Origin of the sequence: Pelomicrobium sp. G1 (assembly GCF_051905455.1) — a bacterium.
In the GTDB taxonomy this organism is placed as follows: domain Bacteria; phylum Pseudomonadota; class Gammaproteobacteria; order Burkholderiales; family UBA6910; genus Pelomicrobium.
In genome coordinates this window covers 93,144-110,012 of sequence record NZ_JBQACR010000002.1, presented here as the reverse complement: position 1 = coordinate 110,012, position 16,869 = coordinate 93,144, and the positions used below count along the sequence as shown (strand labels likewise).

16 protein-coding genes are annotated in these 16,869 nt (G+C 64.6%); 12 read left to right on the top strand and 4 right to left on the bottom strand.

The window, feature by feature from the left end; translation table 11 throughout:
* The first annotated feature begins 22 nt into the window (after positions 1-22).
* The 6 genes from ACTFO6_RS02600 to ntrC all read left to right on the top strand — a co-directional run bounded on the left by ACTFO6_RS02600 (position 23) and on the right by ntrC (position 6,604).
* Positions 23-1,195: a cation diffusion facilitator family transporter gene (locus ACTFO6_RS02600; protein ID WP_439932889.1), complete on the top strand. Its 1,173-nt coding sequence runs from the start codon at positions 23-25 to the stop codon at positions 1,193-1,195.
* Positions 1,196-1,444: 249 nt separating this feature from the next.
* The gene (gene glnA / locus ACTFO6_RS02595) at positions 1,445-2,854 is read left to right on the top strand and encodes a type I glutamate--ammonia ligase (protein WP_439932888.1); all 1,410 of its coding nucleotides are present in this window, start codon (positions 1,445-1,447) and stop codon (positions 2,852-2,854) included.
* Between the two features lie 183 nt (positions 2,855-3,037).
* Entirely contained in the window at positions 3,038-3,544 is a 507-nt protein-coding gene (locus tag ACTFO6_RS02590; RefSeq protein WP_439932887.1) for a DUF4124 domain-containing protein, read from the top strand.
* Positions 3,541-3,993, top strand: coding sequence for a DUF4124 domain-containing protein (locus tag ACTFO6_RS02585; RefSeq protein ID WP_439932886.1), 453 nt, complete (start codon positions 3,541-3,543; stop codon positions 3,991-3,993). The genes ACTFO6_RS02590 and ACTFO6_RS02585 overlap by 4 nt, the downstream gene beginning before the upstream one ends.
* Positions 3,994-4,073: 80 nt before the next feature.
* Positions 4,074-5,132 (top strand): nitrogen regulation protein NR(II), encoded by a 1,059-nt coding sequence (gene glnL, locus ACTFO6_RS02580; protein ID WP_439933090.1) that lies wholly within the window; start codon positions 4,074-4,076, stop codon positions 5,130-5,132.
* Between the two features lie 71 nt (positions 5,133-5,203).
* The gene (gene ntrC / locus ACTFO6_RS02575; protein ID WP_439932885.1) at positions 5,204-6,604 is read left to right on the top strand and encodes a nitrogen regulation protein NR(I); all 1,401 of its coding nucleotides are present in this window, start codon (positions 5,204-5,206) and stop codon (positions 6,602-6,604) included.
* Positions 6,605-7,190: 586 nt separating this feature from the next.
* On the opposite strand, the gene ACTFO6_RS02570 is transcribed toward ntrC, so the two are convergent.
* From ACTFO6_RS02570 to ACTFO6_RS02555, 4 genes are all read right to left on the bottom strand, one after another.
* The gene (locus tag ACTFO6_RS02570) at positions 7,191-7,394 is read right to left on the bottom strand and encodes a hypothetical protein (protein WP_439932884.1); all 204 of its coding nucleotides are present in this window, start codon (positions 7,392-7,394) and stop codon (positions 7,191-7,193) included.
* Between the two features lie 44 nt (positions 7,395-7,438).
* Complete coding sequence (locus tag ACTFO6_RS02565; RefSeq protein ID WP_439933089.1) at positions 7,439-8,494, bottom strand: LysR substrate-binding domain-containing protein; 1,056 nt, start codon at positions 8,492-8,494, stop codon at positions 7,439-7,441.
* 207 nt (positions 8,495-8,701) lie between these two features.
* Positions 8,702-9,040, bottom strand: a complete 339-nt coding sequence (locus tag ACTFO6_RS02560; protein WP_439932883.1) for a DUF190 domain-containing protein — start codon at positions 9,038-9,040, stop codon at positions 8,702-8,704.
* A 173-nt stretch (positions 9,041-9,213) separates the two neighbouring features.
* Positions 9,214-10,212, bottom strand: coding sequence for a sodium-dependent bicarbonate transport family permease (locus ACTFO6_RS02555; RefSeq protein ID WP_439932882.1), 999 nt, complete (start codon positions 10,210-10,212; stop codon positions 9,214-9,216).
* Between the two features lie 531 nt (positions 10,213-10,743).
* Between ACTFO6_RS02555 and ACTFO6_RS02550 the strand changes: the two genes are divergently transcribed.
* The 6 genes from ACTFO6_RS02550 to ACTFO6_RS02525 all read left to right on the top strand — a co-directional run bounded on the left by ACTFO6_RS02550 (position 10,744) and on the right by ACTFO6_RS02525 (position 16,867).
* Positions 10,744-12,162 carry a form I ribulose bisphosphate carboxylase large subunit gene (locus tag ACTFO6_RS02550; protein ID WP_439932881.1) on the top strand — a complete coding sequence of 473 codons (1,419 nt, stop codon included), beginning with the start codon at positions 10,744-10,746 and terminating at the stop codon, positions 12,160-12,162.
* Positions 12,163-12,207: 45 nt separating this feature from the next.
* Positions 12,208-12,546 carry a ribulose bisphosphate carboxylase small subunit gene (locus tag ACTFO6_RS02545; protein ID WP_439932880.1) on the top strand — a complete coding sequence of 113 codons (339 nt, stop codon included), beginning with the start codon at positions 12,208-12,210 and terminating at the stop codon, positions 12,544-12,546.
* A 43-nt stretch (positions 12,547-12,589) separates the two neighbouring features.
* Positions 12,590-14,617, top strand: coding sequence for a CsoS2 family carboxysome shell protein (locus ACTFO6_RS02540; protein ID WP_439932879.1), 2,028 nt, complete (start codon positions 12,590-12,592; stop codon positions 14,615-14,617).
* A gap of 70 nt (positions 14,618-14,687) precedes the next feature.
* Entirely contained in the window at positions 14,688-14,996 is a 309-nt protein-coding gene (locus ACTFO6_RS02535; protein WP_439932878.1) for a BMC domain-containing protein, read from the top strand.
* Between the two features lie 18 nt (positions 14,997-15,014).
* Positions 15,015-16,607, top strand: a complete 1,593-nt coding sequence (locus tag ACTFO6_RS02530) for a carboxysome shell carbonic anhydrase (RefSeq protein WP_439932877.1) — start codon at positions 15,015-15,017, stop codon at positions 16,605-16,607.
* The gene (locus ACTFO6_RS02525; RefSeq protein WP_439932876.1) at positions 16,604-16,867 is read left to right on the top strand and encodes a carboxysome peptide A; all 264 of its coding nucleotides are present in this window, start codon (positions 16,604-16,606) and stop codon (positions 16,865-16,867) included. Before ACTFO6_RS02530 ends, ACTFO6_RS02525 begins: the two co-directional genes overlap by 4 nt.
* Positions 16,868-16,869 lie beyond the last annotated feature (2 nt).

Sequence of the window (16,869 nt, the reverse complement as noted above, 5' to 3'; positions counted from 1 at the left end):
GAGGCGTGTATTCTATCACCCGATGAACGCTCCGCCTGAAGCCGCCTCTCCCTTTGTCGCCGGCGACCTGGCCCGTTACGAGGCCGCCCGCCGCAGCACCCTGGTGAGCATAGCGGTCAACGTGACGCTCACGGTGGTGCAGATCGTGGTCGGCTTTTTCGCCCGGTCCCAGGCCCTCATCGCCGACGGCCTGCATTCCCTGTCGGACCTGCTGTCGGACTTCCTGGTGCTGTGGGCCAACCGCCAGGGCGCCAAGGCGGCGGACCGGGACCACCCCTACGGCCACCGCCGCATCGAGACGGCCGCCACCCTGATGCTGGGTATTTTCCTGGTGGGGCTGGGCGTCGCCCTGATGTTGGCCGCGGGGATGCGGCTGCAGGACCCGGGGAACCTGGCCCGGGTTCACCCGGCGGCCCTGGCCATCGCCTTCCTAACCCTGGTGGCCAAGGAGGGGCTTTTCCGCTACCTGATGGCGGTGGCCCGGCGGCTGCGCTCCCAGATGTTGGCGGCCAACGCCTGGCACTCCCGCTCGGACGCGGCTTCCTCCCTGGTGGTTCTGGTGGGGGTGGCGGGAAACCTGCTCGGGCTCACGTTTCTCGACCTGCTCGCGGCCGCCGTGGTGGGGTTCATGATCGTGCACATGGGCTGGCGGCTGGGCTACGGGGCCCTGGAAGAGCTGGTGGACACGGGGCTTGCGGAAGAGGAGCTGGCCAAGATCCGCGCCACCCTCCTCTCCACCCCTGGAGTGCGCGGGGTGCACGAGCTGCGCACCCGCCGCATGGCCGGCCAGGCCCTGGTGGACGCCCATATCCTGGTGGACCCCCGGATCAGCGTGTCCGAGGGCCACCACATCGCCGAGCGGGCCAGAAGCCGGGTGCTGGCCCAGCACAACGTGCTGGACGTCATGGTGCATATCGATCCCGAGGACGATGCCGTCGTCCGGCCCAGCCTGGACCTGCCGGACCGGGCCACCCTGCTCCGCCATCTGGATGAGCGGCTGGAAGGGGAGCTGCCGAAAAACCAGAAAACCGTGCTCCATTACCTGAACGGGAAAGTGGAGGCCGAGATCCATCTGGATCGGACGTTTTGCAGCGACCCGGACCGGGTGGCCCGCCTGCAGCGGAAGATCGACGCTTTGTTGCGGGACGACCCTTTTTTCCGCTCTATCGTTCTGCGACGATTGGATGCACTGTAATGGTGCAAGCAGTGCCAGGTACGCACAATTTTGGTGCATGCTTAGGCGCTAGGCGGGCTTATTTCGTTGTGGCAGAATGAAAAATTTCTTTTCCTGTATGGCATGGAACCTGCTATTCGGTCGGGCATCGGTCAGGCGGCTGGGCGGCCTCCGGGTTGGTCGCGCACGGTTAATGGTTCACGGTGCACGGATATCGGGCAGCCGGTCGCCTTTTGATTTTTTCGCAACATCCCTCTTGAGGAGAGCACCATGGCGGTAGCCGATGTTTTCAAGATGATCAAGGATCACGAGGTCAAGTTCGTCGACCTCCGCTTCACCGATACCCGCGGCAAAGAGCAGCACGTTTCCGTGCCGGTCAAGCACTTCACCGAAGAGAAATTCGAGACCGGCCACGCCTTCGACGGCTCTTCGATCGCGGGGTGGAAGGGGATCCAGGCTTCCGACATGCTGCTGCTTCCCGATCCCGACACCGCGCGCATGGACCCGTTCACCGACGAGCCGACGCTCAACATCACCTGCGACGTGATCGAACCCTCCGACATGAAGGGCTACGACCGGGACCCACGCACCATCGCTAAGCGGGCGGAGGCCTATCTCAAGTCCACCGGCCTGGGGGATACGGCCTACTTCGGCCCCGAGCCCGAATTCTTCATCTTTGACTCGGTCTCCTGGAAGGTGGACATGTCCGGCTGTTTCGTGAAGATCCGCTCCGAGGAGGCCCCCTGGTCTTCCGGCGACGAGCCGGAAGGGGGCAACATGGGCCACCGCGCCCCGGTGAAGGGAGGCTATTTCCCCGTGCCCCCGGTGGACACCCTGCAGGACATCCGCAACGCCATCTGCCTGGCGCTGGAGCAGCAGGGGGTGGAGGTGGAAGTGCACCACCACGAGGTGGCCGCCGCCGGCCAGAACGAGATCGGCACCCGCTTCGCGCCCCTGGTCAAGCGCGCCGACTGGATGCAGATCCTCAAGTACACGGTGTGGATGACCGCCGCCTCCTACGGCAAGACCGCCACCTTCATGCCCAAGCCGGTGGTGGGGGACAACGGCTCCGGCATGCACTGCCATCAATCCATCTGGAAGGACGGCCAGAACCTCTTCGCCGGCAACGGCTACGCGGGCCTGTCCGACTTCGCCCTCTACTACATCGGCGGCATCATCAAGCACGCCCGGTCGCTCAACGCCATCACCAACCCGGGCACCAACTCCTACAAGCGGCTGGTGCCCCACTTCGAGGCGCCCATCAACCTGGCTTACTCGGCCCGCAACCGCTCGGCCGCATGCCGCATCCCCCACGTGGCGAGCCCCAAGGCGCGGCGGGTGGAGGTGCGCTTCCCCGACCCCACAGCCAACCCGTACCTGGCCTTCGCCGCCATGCTCATGGCCGGGCTCGACGGGGTGCAGAACAAGATCCATCCGGGCGACCCGATCGACAAGAACCTGTACGACCTACCGCCCGAGGAGGCCAAGTCCATTCCCAACGTGTGCTCGTCCCTGGAAATGGCGTTGGAATACCTGGACAACGACCGGGAGTTCCTGACCCGGGGGGGCGTGTTCTCCAACGACTTCATCGATTCCTACATCGCCCTCAAGATGGAAGAGGTGCAGCGCTTCCGCATGACTACCCATCCCATCGAGTTCGATATGTACTACAGCGCTTGACCCTGAATGCACCAAACCAGGGCGGGAAGACCCCGCCCTGGTTTTTTTTGAGCGGTTTTGGGTGGACTGGGGAGTATATGCCGTACAACCACCGCTTTCCGCCGCCGATCGGACCGTCCGGGCGAGCGTCTTGAAATTAGTCTTTTATCGGCGCAGACTTAGAAAGCGCCATTCGCGTCGATTATGAATCTTCCTGCCCTGCGCCTTCCGTTTCGAGCCCCCGTGATGCTGGCGGCCGTCTTGGCCGTGGCGGCGCTCCCCGGGCAGGCCGAGATCTACAAGCTCGTGGACAAGGACGGGCGCGTCACCTACTCCAATACCCCCATCCCGGGGGCCAAAAAACTGGAACTCGCCCCCCTCACCACCATCCAGCCGCCCAAGGCGCTACCGCCCGGGTCGCCCAAGATAGACCCCCGGGTCGCCCAGTTGCAGGAGGCGCTGGCGGAGGAGGAAAAGAAGCTGGAGGCCGCCCGCAAGACTCTGGAGGAGGAACGCAATCGGCCCGAGACGTTCCGCACGCCCAGCGGCGGCATCGGCCGGGCGGTGGCCCGCTACGAGGAAAAGATCCAGCGACTGAGCGATGAAGTCGCCCAGATCGAGCGCAACGTGGCGGCCTTGAAGCGGGAACTAGAGGCGGCCCAGTCGAGCGCCAGCCCGGCGCCGCAGCCGCAACAGGGCCAGGGGCAATGATCCGCCGGGGGGTGGTGGCCGCATGGTTGCTGGCCGTCCCATGGGCGGCCCAGGCCGACATCTACAAGTACGTAGACGAGGAAGGCCGGATCACCTTCACCAATATCCCCCGCAAGGGGGCGATCAAGCTGGACATCGATACCGGCTCCTCCCTGCCGCCTCCATCCGCGGCCCGGCCAACCCCCAGGCCAACTCCCCGGACGACGCCTACCCCGGCCAATTTCCCCCGGATCTCCCGGGAGGAGCAGCGCCAGCGGGACGCGTTGCGTCGGCAGGTGCTAGAGCAGGAACTTGCCACGGAGACCCGACTGCTCGATCAGGCCCGCAGGGCGCTTGCACAAGCTCGGTCGGCACAGGCCTCCGCACCCCAGGCTCTGGCGGACGCGGTGCGGTTGCACGAGCAGAACGTGAACGCCCTCCAATACGAGCTTTCCCTGCTGCCGCGCTGACGTCGCGCCCCGCCGCCTTACCCCGCCCGCGCTGCGAGTGGCGTGGAAATTGCTAAACCCAGTCTATCGTGTTGCAAGCTATGTCGTCCGCACCGTTTCCGGGCCTCGACCTCCTCGCCACCGCCGTGCTGCTGCTCGAAGAGGAGCTTCAGGTGGGCTACGCCAATCCCGCCGCCGAGAACCTTTTCGCCCTGAGCCGCAAGCAGCTCCAGGGGCGCCGGATCGGCGAGCTGTTCCCCGAGTGCGGGCAACTGCTGGCGGCGATCGAGCAAGCGCGCAAGGCGCGCAGCACCTACATCGAGCACGATCTGGCCCTCATGCTGCCGTCCCACGGGTGGCTGCACGTGAGCTGCAGCGTGACCCCAGTGGAACTCGAGGATCTCCAGGTGCTGCTGGAGTTCCAGCAGATCGATCAGCACTTGAAGATCGACCGGGAGGAGCGCATGCTCAACCAGACCCTGGCCAACCGGGTGCTGATCCGTAACCTCGCCCACGAGATCAAGAATCCCCTGGGGGGCATCCGCGGCGCGGCCCAGCTCCTGGACCGGGAGCTGGAGCTTCCCGCGTTGCACGAGTACACCCAGGTGATCATCAAGGAAGCGGACCGGCTCCAGGCGCTGATGGACCGGCTGCTCGCTCCCAACCGGGGACCCCGCTTTGCGCCCCTCAACGTCCACGAAGTGCTGGAGCGGGTGCGCAGCCTCATCCTGGCCGAATATCCCTCGGGCCTCCAGGTGGTGCGGGACTACGACGTGAGCCTGCCCGAGCTGACCGGCGACCGGGAGCAGCTCATCCAGGCGGTGCTCAACATCGTGCGCAACGCCGCCCAGGCCCTCAAGGGCCAAGGCACCATCACCCTGCGTACCCGGGCGGCGCGGCAGGTCACGGTGGCGAGGAGGCTCCATCGCCTCGCCCTCACGGTGCAGATCATCGACGACGGCCCCGGCATCCCCGAGGCGCTGCGAGACAAGCTCTTTCTGCCCCTGGTATCAGGGCGCGAGGACGGCCACGGGCTGGGGCTCGCCCTGGCCCACCACTGCGTGGCCCAGCACCACGGCACCATCGAGTGGGAAAGCGCGCCCGGGCGCACCTGTTTCACCCTGGTGCTGCCGCTGCTGAACCACGTTCGCAATGCATGACGTTGACATAAGGACAACGGCGAGTTGCGGAGGGCGCAGACGGGCCCCGCACCGCGTTTCGCGCTAGATCCATGAAGCCTGTCTGGATCATCGACGACGACCGCTCGATCCGCTGGGTGTTCGAGAAAGCCCTCGGCCGGGAAGGCATCGAGTTCAGGACCTTTGCCTCCGCCCGGGAAGCGGAAGCGGCCCTGCAGGCCGACGCCCCCAGCGTGGTGGTGACCGACATCCGCATGCCCGGCGGCTCCGGCCTGGAGCTATTGAAAGGACTCAAGGAGCGCCTGCCCCGGGTGCCGGTCATCATCATGACCGCCTACTCCGATCTGGAGAGTGCGGTTTCGGCCTTTCAGGGGGGCGCCTTCGAGTATCTGCCCAAGCCGTTCGACGTGGATCACGCCGTAGAGCTCATCCGCCGGGCCCTAGCGGAGAGCCTGCGCCAGGCGGAAGCAGGGGAAGAAGGCGGCGAGGTCCCGGAAATCCTCGGCCAGGCGCCCGCCATGCAGGAGGTCTTCCGCGCCATCGGCCGGCTGTCCAATTCCCAGGCCACCGTACTCATCACCGGCGAGAGCGGCACCGGCAAGGAGCTGGTGGCCCGGGCGCTTCACCGGCACAGTCCCCGGGCGGCGAGGCCTTTCGTCGCCATCAACACCGCAGCGATCCCCAAGGATCTGCTGGAGTCGGAGCTCTTCGGCCACGAACGGGGCGCTTTCACCGGGGCCCAGACCCAGCGCCGGGGACGCTTCGAGCAGGCCGAGGGCGGGACGCTCTTCCTGGACGAGATCGGCGACATGCCGCTGGACCTGCAGACGCGCCTCTTGCGGGTACTCTCCGATGGCCATTTTTACCGGGTGGGGGGACACCAGTCCATCCGGGCCAATGTGCGGGTCATCGCCGCCACCCACCAGGACCTGGAGCAGCGGGTCAAGGAAGGCTTGTTCCGCGAAGACCTCTACCACCGCCTGAACGTCATTCGGCTCCGGCTGCCGCCCCTGCGGGAACGGCGCGAGGACATTCCCTTGCTCGCCCGCTATTTCCTGCAGAAAAGCGCCCGCGAGCTGGGGGTGGAGCCCAAGCGGCTGTCGGAGGCGGCGCTGAAGTATCTCTCCGGGCTCGACTTCCCGGGTAACGTGCGGCAACTGGAGAACCTATGCCACTGGCTCACGGTGATGGCCCCCGGCCAGAACGTGGACATCGCCGATCTACCCCCCGAGTTCCGGCGGGAGCCGGCGCCGAGCCTGTCGTCGGGGTGGATCGCGGCGCTGGAGAGCGAGGTGCAGAGCGCCCTCGACCAGGGCAGGAGCGGCCTCATGGACGATTTCGGGCGCGAGTTCGAAAAGGCCCTGATCCTCAAGGCGCTGCAGCACACCGGCGGCCGGCGCATTGAAGCCGCCCAGCTCCTCGGGCTCGGGCGCAACACCCTCACCCGCAAGATCCAGGAACTGGGGCTCGACCGGGACACGCCATCCCGCTAACCCCCGCCGGCCGGGCTGCCGGCAGCTATTATTTGTTGAGCATTGCCTCTTTAGCGGGGCGGCGGGCAGAACAAAGGGAGGCGGACGATGGCGGGACGGACGTTGCGGGTGTTGTGCATCCACGGGGTGGGTCATCAGGAGAAGGACACGGGCTGGCAGATCCGCTGGCAGCCGGAGATTCGGCCCGAGTTCCGCTTCACCGAATACGACGCCCTGTTCGACGCCGCGGAGCTCGATGCCGCCACCGTGGCCGAGGCGATCCTCAGGCTCTCCGCCAGCGGGATCGTCCACGGCATCGGCGATCTCTTCCGGCGGCGCCGGGCCTTCGGCGGCCTCGCGGAGCGGGTGCGCTGGACCGCCGGGATGGTGGCCCAGTGGGCGGCACGGGGCGATCAAGTGTGGCCTGGAGAAGGATCGAGCGCGCATCAGCTTCCCTTTTCCCTTGAATCTGGGTACCTGGGCGCTGGCCCTACTAGCTGTGGTGCTTTCGACCAGGCTCGTGCGGTGGCTGGGCTATGGCCATTGAGGGGCCTGCTTTGCGCTGGCTGGTGTCCAGTGGCGCAGGTCCGGGGCCGTTCACTGCGCCTTAGCGTTCTTCCGGCGGCAACGCCATCTTGCCTCGCCGGGCTAGAGCGGCGCGTCGCTCGCGGGCGAGCCGTCGCACGACCCCGACCATGGGCTTCAATTCCTGCGCAGCCGCCAGCGCTTCATCGACGCTGGCGGCCTTGCGCGCCTGATGGGGTGCGGAGGGAAACTGCGGCTTATGCGGTTCCAGGGTTTGATCTTTCATTGCTATGTCTTGGCGGCTGGATGTGAAGAGGGAGCGGACCAGCGTCAATTGTCCTTGGCGAGCGGCTTTTCTCTTTTCCTGGGTTTGGTAGACCGCAACCGCCGGATCTTCTCCATTTCCTTGTCCAGGTTCTCCGCGATATGCCGCCCCTCCTGCTTGACGAATTCCAGGAAGGCTTGGGCGACGACGGATGGCTTTCTTCCCTTCGGATACACGACGTACCAGTGCCGCTGAATGGGAAATCCCTGAACGTCCAGGATGGCGATCGGCCCGGACGTGCCTTCCAGGACCAGCGAATGCAGAGACAGCACGGAGATACCCAACCCGGCCACGATCGCCTGCTTGATGGCTTCGTTGCTGCCGAACTCCATGCGTGCGACCGGCGCCGGGAGACCTTTGGTCTCGAATAGGCGCAGGAGGGCATCCCTCGTGCCTGAACCGGGTTCGCGCATGATGAAAGGCTCTTCGAGCAGCCGCTTGAGGGGGATGTTGGCCACGTTGACCAGCGAATGACTGCGGGCGGCCATCACGACCAGCGGGTTCGGAATCAGCGGATAGGCCTCGACTTCCAACCCCTGCGGCGGCTGCCCCAGGATGTACAGGTCGTCGCCGTGGTTGGCGATCCGCTCCAGCAGGCGCTCGCGGTTGGTGACCTTGAGCGACACCTCTACGCCCGGGTAAAGCCGACAGAACCGGCCTAGAAGATGCGGCGCAAGATACTTGGCGGAGGTGATAACGGCAAGGCGCAGGTAGCCACGCTTAAGCCCCTTGATGTCCGCGAGCTTCATCTCGAGGTTGGCCAATGCCCCGAGCACCTCCTGGCAGGCCGCATACACCTCGCGCCCGGTGTCGGTCAGCTGGATGCGTATCCCCACTTGCTCGAGCAGCGGCAGTCCGATCGTATCCGTGAGCTTCTTGAGCTGCATTGACACCGTCGGCTGCGCCAGAAACAGCTCCTCGGCCGCGCGCGTGAAGCTGCCGAGGCGAGCAACGGCTTCGAACACCTGCAGTTGCCGCAGCGTGGAATGGCGCGCGAGATAGCCCGCCGGCCTTGCGCGCGCCGCAGTTCCGACTGCCCGGCCCGGAGTCTGCCCTGACAATGATCCGACATCACTCACGGCACGGCATTCCGGTTCTGGGCTCCTTGGTCGCGGGCGTCGCCCGGATGACGGGTTGGAGCGGTGAGCGGGCATGGGAAGCCTTGGCAGACTGCTGCGACGAAGACCGGGGCAAGGAGGCCAAGCATTAAAGGAGTGGCAATTATACCTATGGAACTTCCAATCATTTCCTCCGCCGGGTTCTGTCGGCTAGCCGAGCGGACCGCCCGCGGGTTTGCGCGGCAGGATGGCGATGTCCGACACGATCGCCTTGAGCCGGTGGCCGCGGCGGATCATTTCATCTAAGTCTTCAAGGACGGACAGGAGACGCGCTTCTGAGAGGATGATGTAGATGAGGATGTTCGAGTCGCTATCGAGCATCCCCGACTGGATGCCAGAGGCGCCGGCCCCGCTCGCCTGTACCACCGTGTAGCCGCCTACGCCGCGCCGACGGGCGGCCTCGATGATCATCTTTTCGAGCTCGCGGGCGGCGATGATGGTAAGCAGTTTCTTGTATTCCAGCGGTCTTTTGTATTCTATGGGCTTCATGGTTCATTCTCGCAGCACCGTGTTGTAAGCGAAACGGCTTTTCTGACTTCCCTGCCTCTGCGAGAGGGGCGTTGGAGGAGCGGGCGACCGCCCGTTGGATTTTCCCCACCATCCTGCTCCGCACTTTCCCAAGCGGGGAAGAGCGTTAAAGTCGATTTTTGCATATCGATAGCCTAACTCCCTGCCACCACAGTGGCAAGGTAGTAATAGAGCGGTATGCCGAAAATGACGTTAAAGGGAAAAGTCACGCCGAGCGAGAGCGTGAGGTAGAGCGAAGGGTTGGCTTCAGGCACTGCCAAGCGCATGGCAGGAGGTACCGCGATGTAGGAGGCGCTCGCCGCCAGCACGGCCACCAAGGTCGTTCCGCCGACGCTGAAGCCGAGCGCCGCGTGGCCGACCAGCACCCCTATCAGTGCGCCGAACAGAGGCATGAGAATGCCGAAGGCCACCAGCAAAAGCCCCACGCGGCGGAAATCCTCGATACGGCGTGCCGCCTCCAGACCCATCTCTAGCAAGAACAAGCACAAAACGCCCATAAAGATCTCGTTCACGAAAGGTTTGATCGCTTCCAAAGCCTTGGGTGTCGCAATGGCGCCGATCAGCATGGATCCCACCAACAACACGACGCTGCCGTTCGTGAAAGCCTCGCGCAGGATCGCGCCCATATGATTACCGTTGGCGGCCACGCTTCCGTCGCTGAGCACGATACCCAGCCGGTGCCGGGACCAGCCCGCCAGCAGCAATCCGACGACGATGGCGGGGGATTCCATCACCGCAAGCATAATGACAGGATAACTCTCGTACTTGATACCGCTGCTTTCCAGGTACGCGATCGCTGTCAAAAACGTGCCGGCGCTCACTGAGCCGTAGTGCGCAGCGATGGCCGCGGCATTGAGCGCGTCGACTTTGCGCGTGGCGATCAGCACTGCGTAGCCGATGACCGGAAGCGTTAGCCCGAGCACGATCGCCCAGAGAACCGCGTTCAGCGCCGTCAAGAGATCCACGCGTACGAGCTCGTTTCCTCCGTGGATACCGATGGCCACGAGCAGGTAGACGGACAGCGCCTTGGCCAGGTCGGGTGGAAAACGCAAATCCGATCGGATCACTCTGGCAAAAAAGCCGAGCGCAAAGAACAAAATCGGTGGAATCAGAATGTTGGACAATCCGAACATGATGGCTCACCGCTATCATGAATCCCGTTAATCCTATGGCGCTGGCGTGGGGGGATGAAATAAATATTCGTGATTCATTAAATTTATTTTTATCTATAGGATGCCACGCGATAACCGATGCGGATCGGCAGTGTCGGCACTCCCGTAGTTAGCTCCCGCTCAGGCTGGGGGGGGCTGCACCGATCCTGGCCTTTGAACGCCGATTAACCGGCGCGAATTCTATAACCGTTAGCGCGACGCCATGGCCGGCGATCGCGGCGTCGGCGGGTGCGAAGGCGGTGCAGCGTCTGGAGTCGTAGCCGTCCGATGCGTCTTGATCCATAGATGGAAGTCTATGAATGAGATTGCAAAGATTTATTTTTCTATCTCGCGCGTCGTCACTATTCTGTTGCGAACGAGTAGGGCGGACGCCGCGCCTGGAAATACGCCCGAACGCGCATGGCACGGGTTGCGCCACTGGAATGGCGTTACGCGCGCACCTGCCTGCGAAGCAGGGCGACGTGGCGGTTTGACAATTGCAGGAGTCGATCCATGGCTGAAAAAACCTATCAAGCCGGTGTTAAAGAGTATCGCAAAGCCTACTGGACCCCGGATTACGTGCCGCTGGATACCGATCTGCTCGCTTGCTTCAAGGTGGTGGCCCAGCCGGGCGTCCCACCCGAGGAGGCCGCCGCGGCTGTCGCCGCCGAATCTTCGACCGGCACTTGGACTACGGTCTGGACCGACCTCTTGACCGACCTCGATTACTACAAGGGCCGGGCCTACAAGATCGAGCCGGTGCCGGGAGACCCCAGCGCGTTCTACGCATTCGTGGCCTATCCGATCGATCTGTTCGAGGAAGGATCGGTGGTCAACGTCTTGACTTCGCTCGTCGGCAACGTCTTCGGCTTCAAGGCTATCCGCAGTCTGCGCCTCGAAGACGTCCGTTTTCCCATCGCTTACGTCAAGACGTGCGGTGGGCCCCCCAACGGTATCCAGGTCGAGCGTGACCGGCTGAATAAGTACGGCCGTCCGCTCCTCGGCTGCACGATCAAACCGAAGCTCGGTCTATCGGCCAAAAACTATGGCCGTGCCGTCTACGAGTGCTTGCGCGGAGGGCTCGACTTCACCAAAGACGACGAGAACATCAACTCGCAGCCCTTCATGCGCTGGCGTCAGCGCTTCGAGTTCGTGATGGAGGCGGTGCAAAAGGCCGAAGCCGAGACCGGCGAGCGCAAGGGTCACTATTTGAACGTTACCGCCCCGACGCCCGAGGAGATGTACAAGCGCGCGGAATTCGCCAAGGAGCTGGGGGCGCCGATCATCATGCACGACTTCCTGACCGCAGGCTTCACGGCGAACACGGGACTCGCCAACTGGTGCCGCGAAAATGGAATGCTGCTTCACATCCACCGCGCGATGCACGCCGTAATCGACCGTAATCCGCATCACGGGATTCACTTCCGAGTGCTTGCGAAATGTCTGCGGCTCTCCGGCGGTGACCACCTGCATGCGGGTACCGTAGTGGGCAAGCTCGAGGGCGACCGCCAGGCTACGCTTGGCTGGATCGACATCATGCGCGAGTCTTTCATTCCAGAAGACCGGCGCCGCGGGATATTCTTCGATCAGGACTGGGGTTCCATGCCGGGGGTCATGCCGGTGGCTTCGGGCGGCATTCATGTCTGGCATATGCCAGCGCTCGTCAGCATCTTCGGCGATGACGCCGTGCTTCAGTTCGGCGGAGGCACGCTCGGCCATCCATGGGGCAACGCCGCTGGCGCACATGCTAACCGCGTGGCTCTGGAGGCATGCGTCGAGGCCCGCAACCAAGGACGGCAGGTCGAGCGCGAAGGCAAGGAAATCCTCACCGAGGCGGCGCAGGCGAGCCCCGAGCTCAAGATGGCGATGGAAACCTGGAAAGAAATCAAATTCGAATTCGACGTCGTGGACAAGCTCGATGCGGCCGCGTAAATGCGCGACGGGTCGTTCGTAACTATCGAGACGAGGTGAGAGCGTATGCCTGAGATTCAACCGTACAAACCGACCGAGCGCAGGGGCGAGACCTTCTCCTACTTACCCCCCATGACGCCGGACAAGATCCGCAAGCAGATCCAGTACCTTGTCAACCAGGGCTGGAATCCGGCGATCGAGCATACGGAGCCCGAGAAGGCGTTTTCGCACTACTGGTACCTCTGGAAGCTGCCGTTTTTCGGCGAAACGTCGGTGGAGCGCATCATGGCCGAGCTCGAGTCCTGCCACCGCGCCAACCCGGGGCATCTGGTGCGCCTGATCGGCTACGACAACTACACCCAGAGTCAGGGGATGGCGTTCATCGTGTATCGTGGCGGCCGCTGAATGCACGCGCCGCACCTGAGGCTGCAAATCAGAGGGTGAAGACATGCAGCAAACGATGACAGCGACGATGGCGGCGACTGGCGAGCTCACCGGGCGCGATGCCTCGCGCGCCCGCCGCGCGGCGCTTGCCCAAGGCAAGACGGCGTTGCCACCGCCGCGGGAGCGCATCCGCACCGGAGAGCGTGCTGCGGCGATCCTGCCGGCGCATGGGCTGCCGCACGCTCCGGAGACGGTGACCACCGCGCCGAGCACGCCCCGGGTCGAATACTCTGCCGTATCCACTGCAGGCCCCGGCTCGACGCGGAGCGAGGCACTCACCGGCCGCGCGCTGTCCATCGCACGCCGCCAAAGCCTGAGCCGTGGCAAGGAAGGACTGAAGCAGTGGCAATCCATGGTCGGCGCTGTTGCCGTGCCGGTCGAAAACAGGCCCGTCGCCGAACCAGCGAGCGCGCTCTGCACTGACGGCTCCTGTCGCGATATTGCGCGTGCACTGCGCGCCGAGCGCGCCAGGAACGGCCGAGGCAACGCGCCCCCGGCGCGCCCAAGCGGACGGCCGCGCAGCCGGGAGCCGATCAAGTATCCTCCCAAGGTGGCGGATACGACGACCTATGGCCAACAGCGTGTCACCGGCATCCGCATCGGCCGCGGCGTCAACGTGACCGGAGACGAGCCTGGCGCAGCGCTGCCGGTGACCGGTACGCAGTATATCGGCACCGAGACGGGCTACACTCCGCGCACGGGCGGCGTGAAAGTCGGCGCCGCGCGCACTGCTGGCGGCCTGGTGGTGACCGGCACCCAGGTTCGCAGTCAGGTGAAGATCACGGGAGACGAGTCGAACCCGGCGATTCGCATCACGGGCGAAGCAGACCAGGAGCTAGCGGACGATCTGATCCAGCGCCCGGAGCAAGGCGCGTACGTCGCCGCGCAGTTCCAGCGCATGCACGACCCGCACGGTCATTCGGTATTCGGCACCAACCTAGGACGCTCGATTAAGACCATCGGCTCGCGCGAACGCGTGCGCGAACGGGCGATCGAACTGACCGAAGGCGGTAACGCCATTTCCGGCACAGCGGTCGGCCGCAGCATCCGGGTCACGGGCAACGAACCCGGCTCCTGCCGACATATCACCGGCGATCAATACCTGATGCCGGCGGAAAGGCAATCGCTGTGCGAAGCCACGCCTGCCAGTGGGATGTCGAGGTCGGGCATGGACGGTGCCAGGGATGACGAACGTCCCGACCCGGTGACCGGAGCCAAGGTGACTGTCTCGGAGACCTGGCGCCGGCAGCGCGTGACTGGGGTCGAGGTCGAGCACAACCCCCGTGTGACGGGCGACGAGCCTGGCGCTTGCGCGCCGGTCACCGGCACGCCGTACGTCGGCCCGGGTCAATATGAGGTGTACTGCGAGCTGAGCGACATTGAAGCCGCGGCGCGCCGTATCGATGCGGCCTACGCGACTGGTCATCGCGTGACGGGCGATAAACCGGAGCACACGGAGAAGGTTACCGGCACCGGCCGCGGCGCCAAGCGCGCTCTCACCGGCACACCGTACTATCAGCTCGATGTGGAGGACGATGAACAGGGCAACGTCATCGAACGCATCGATGCCCGCTTCAGCGTCCGCTCCCCGCAGCGCGAGGCGCAACTGCGCGCGAGCGTGGCCGTCGCTAAGATGAAGACCGACACGCCGCGCATTACCGGCTCGTTCTCGCTCGGCGAGGGCAAGATCACGGGCAATCAGGAGTTCCATTTCCGGACCCGTGGCTACGGTGCCGGCAGCGGTGCGGGGGAGGAGAAAAGACCGCGCATCACGGGCGAGGGCAAGAGCGAAGGGTTCCCGATCACCGGAGACGCCTGGCGGACGAACCCCCGCGTCACGGGCACCGAGGGCTACATTGCCGCCGAGCGCAACCCAAGCGAACGCGCTGGCAAGCCTCACGCGTTCGCAAGCGCAGGAATCTTCAAGGGCAAGGCCCGGCACGAGCCGTCCAGGGTTCTGGTCACTGGCATGGTCGGCCAGTCGCCCAAGGCGTCTGCCCGGGTCACGCTGTCGGGCGGTGCTCAGGGATGAACGGGACAGGCGTTGCGTTTTTAGGGTATCGGTAGCGTCTTTTTTTCACTGAGCGTTAGGAGTTGAAACCATGGCAACAGAGCGGTCAGAGAAGATGGGCATTGCGTTGGGGATGATTGAGACGCGGGGACTGGTGCCGGCGATTGAGGCGGCGGACGCCATGACCAAGGCCTCTGAGGTGCGTTTGATTGCGCGGCAGTTTGTCGGTGGAGGTTATGTGACGGTGATGGTGCGCGGCGAGACGGGTGCGGTCAACGCGGCGGTGCGTGCGGGTGCGGATGCCTGCGAGCGCGTGGGTGACGGGCTGGCGGCGGCGCACATCATCGCCCGCCCCCATCCAGAAGTGGAGCATATTCTGCCCGAGAAGCCCATGTTGTGAAGCCGGCACGAGCGCTTCATGGGCTCGAGGGCAAGGCACGTCCGGCGGCTGCGCGAAGCGTTCGGTGGCGCGATCGGTCACGGCACGCTGCCACGCGCCGTGACCGATCCGTACTATGCCCTGTTCGGCAGAGCGCCGGTGCTGCGGTTCGCTGCGCAGTCGCCGGGCATGGGCGCGCATCCGCTGCACGACGCGACCCACAACCGCTGCTTGCTCGAGCGCGAAGCCGAGATTGTCGCCGCGTTCGAAGCGATCGAACCCGCGCTCAAGGAGATCGCGGCCATGCAGTGGCAGGATGGTTTTGCCGAGCGCGCCCAATCGTTGGCCCTGCAGCGGCTCGGGTTTACGTTGCCGCAAGCGTGGCTCGTGGCGAGTTGGACAGCGCCGCTCGACATGCGCCGCCTCTATGCCTATGCGGTCTTTTGCACCTTCAGGACGCTGGCGGAACGGAACTTCGACCGCAGTCTGGCGAATCATAACGAGGGCGAGCCGGCCGATGCGCTCATCCGCAGATGGGGCTTTCATGCGATCGATATCACGCCGTGCGCGGACGGGCGCCTGAGCGGGGTCGTGGACTACATTCTACGCGTGCCGCCAGCCGTCGTGGTGCACCGCAAGTCGTACGCCGGCAGCATGTTCGACATCGAGGAAAGCATGCGCCATTGGGCGGAAGTCGAGCTGCGCCGTCACCGCGAGGGGGTGCCCAACCGGGCCGACGAGCCAACGCGCTATCTCAAAATCGGCGTGTACCACACCAGCGGCTCGGATCCGAACCACGAGGGTTGCGCCGCACACGGCAGCGACGAGCGCAGGGCCGCGGGCGCGCTGCTCGAACGGCTCGATGCTTTCCGCAAGGCGATCGAGAACAGCTTTTGCTGCGGAGCCTCGGTGGCCACGCTGCTCGTCGGCGTGGATACCGATACCGACGCGATACGCGTTCACGTTCCGGATGCCGAAGATCGGATGAGCCTTGAACGCTATGTGGACAACGCCCGGCTCTACGAAGCGACGCGCGCGCTGGAGCGCGAGGCGGCGAAGGAGGCGATCCGCCTGGCGGTCGCGGAGTGCGCCGGCGTACCCTCCGATGATGCCGCGACAGAGGGCATGCGTTGGTTTTGCGCGTATCTGCTCAAAAACAACATGGCGCAGATCGAGTACGTGCGCGCTTATCACAACGGGCGCTATACCGATCTGGGGCATACCGAGCGCTTCATTACGGTCGGCGACAGCTTCGACGACGTGCAGATGCGCAACCTCGCCTATCAGGCGCAGATGGACACTGTCGAAGAGGGCGCTTCGGACCTGGACATCGGGATCAAAATCTTCACGAAATTGAACGTGGCGCGCGGGCTGCCGATCCCGGTGATCGTCCATTTCCGCTACGACGCGAAGGTGCCCGGATCCCGCGAGCGCGCGGTCAAGCGTGGCCAGCGCCTGGAAGCCGCGATCCGAGAACGCTATGCGCAACTGGTACGCGAGGGATTGCTCTACACCTTCGTGACGGTCAAGGATAGTGCCGTGGCGAGCCGCCTCGAGGACGTGGGCGGGCCGAACGGTGCAGCGGAAGATCATTGCGCCTGTGGCTGCGACAGCATGGAGGCGAGGTCATGAAAATTTGCAGAGTGGAAAAGACGCTGGTGGCAACCAGCCGCATCGGCGGGCTTGAGAACCGGAGGCTCCTGGTGGTGAAGGAGCGCGGCGGCGGCAAGCAGGTCGCGGTCGACCCAGTGGGCTGCAAGCCCGGCGATTGGGTGATTTGCGTCGGGAGCTCAGCGGCGCGCGATGCTGCGGGCAGCAAAGACTACCCCAGCGATTTCACCATCGTCGGCATTATCGACTACTGGGAAGAGACTGAGGAAGGAAACAATTAGCC

What these genes read in the sequence shown, in the direction of transcription:
- ACTFO6_RS02600 (WP_439932889.1), top strand. Translation starts at nt 23, where the DNA reads ATGAACGCTCCGCCTGAAGCCGCCTCTCCCTTTGTCGCCGGCGACCTG.
- ACTFO6_RS02585 (WP_439932886.1), top strand. Translation starts at nt 3,541, where the DNA reads ATGATCCGCCGGGGGGTGGTGGCCGCATGGTTGCTGGCCGTCCCATGG.
- ACTFO6_RS02525 (WP_439932876.1), top strand. Translation starts at nt 16,604, where the DNA reads ATGAAAATTTGCAGAGTGGAAAAGACGCTGGTGGCAACCAGCCGCATC.
- ACTFO6_RS02545 (WP_439932880.1), top strand. Translation starts at nt 12,208, where the DNA reads ATGCCTGAGATTCAACCGTACAAACCGACCGAGCGCAGGGGCGAGACC.
- glnA (WP_439932888.1), top strand. Translation starts at nt 1,445, where the DNA reads ATGGCGGTAGCCGATGTTTTCAAGATGATCAAGGATCACGAGGTCAAG.
- ACTFO6_RS02555 (WP_439932882.1), bottom strand. Translation starts at nt 10,212, where the DNA reads ATGTTCGGATTGTCCAACATTCTGATTCCACCGATTTTGTTCTTTGCG.
- ACTFO6_RS02540 (WP_439932879.1), top strand. Translation starts at nt 12,590, where the DNA reads ATGCAGCAAACGATGACAGCGACGATGGCGGCGACTGGCGAGCTCACC.
- ACTFO6_RS02570 (WP_439932884.1), bottom strand. Translation starts at nt 7,394, where the DNA reads ATGAAAGATCAAACCCTGGAACCGCATAAGCCGCAGTTTCCCTCCGCA.
- ACTFO6_RS02590 (WP_439932887.1), top strand. Translation starts at nt 3,038, where the DNA reads ATGAATCTTCCTGCCCTGCGCCTTCCGTTTCGAGCCCCCGTGATGCTG.
- ACTFO6_RS02550 (WP_439932881.1), top strand. Translation starts at nt 10,744, where the DNA reads ATGGCTGAAAAAACCTATCAAGCCGGTGTTAAAGAGTATCGCAAAGCC.
- ntrC (WP_439932885.1), top strand. Translation starts at nt 5,204, where the DNA reads ATGAAGCCTGTCTGGATCATCGACGACGACCGCTCGATCCGCTGGGTG.
- ACTFO6_RS02560 (WP_439932883.1), bottom strand. Translation starts at nt 9,040, where the DNA reads ATGAAGCCCATAGAATACAAAAGACCGCTGGAATACAAGAAACTGCTT.
- ACTFO6_RS02535 (WP_439932878.1), top strand. Translation starts at nt 14,688, where the DNA reads ATGGCAACAGAGCGGTCAGAGAAGATGGGCATTGCGTTGGGGATGATT.
- ACTFO6_RS02530 (WP_439932877.1), top strand. Translation starts at nt 15,015, where the DNA reads ATGGGCTCGAGGGCAAGGCACGTCCGGCGGCTGCGCGAAGCGTTCGGT.
- glnL (WP_439933090.1), top strand. Translation starts at nt 4,074, where the DNA reads ATGTCGTCCGCACCGTTTCCGGGCCTCGACCTCCTCGCCACCGCCGTG.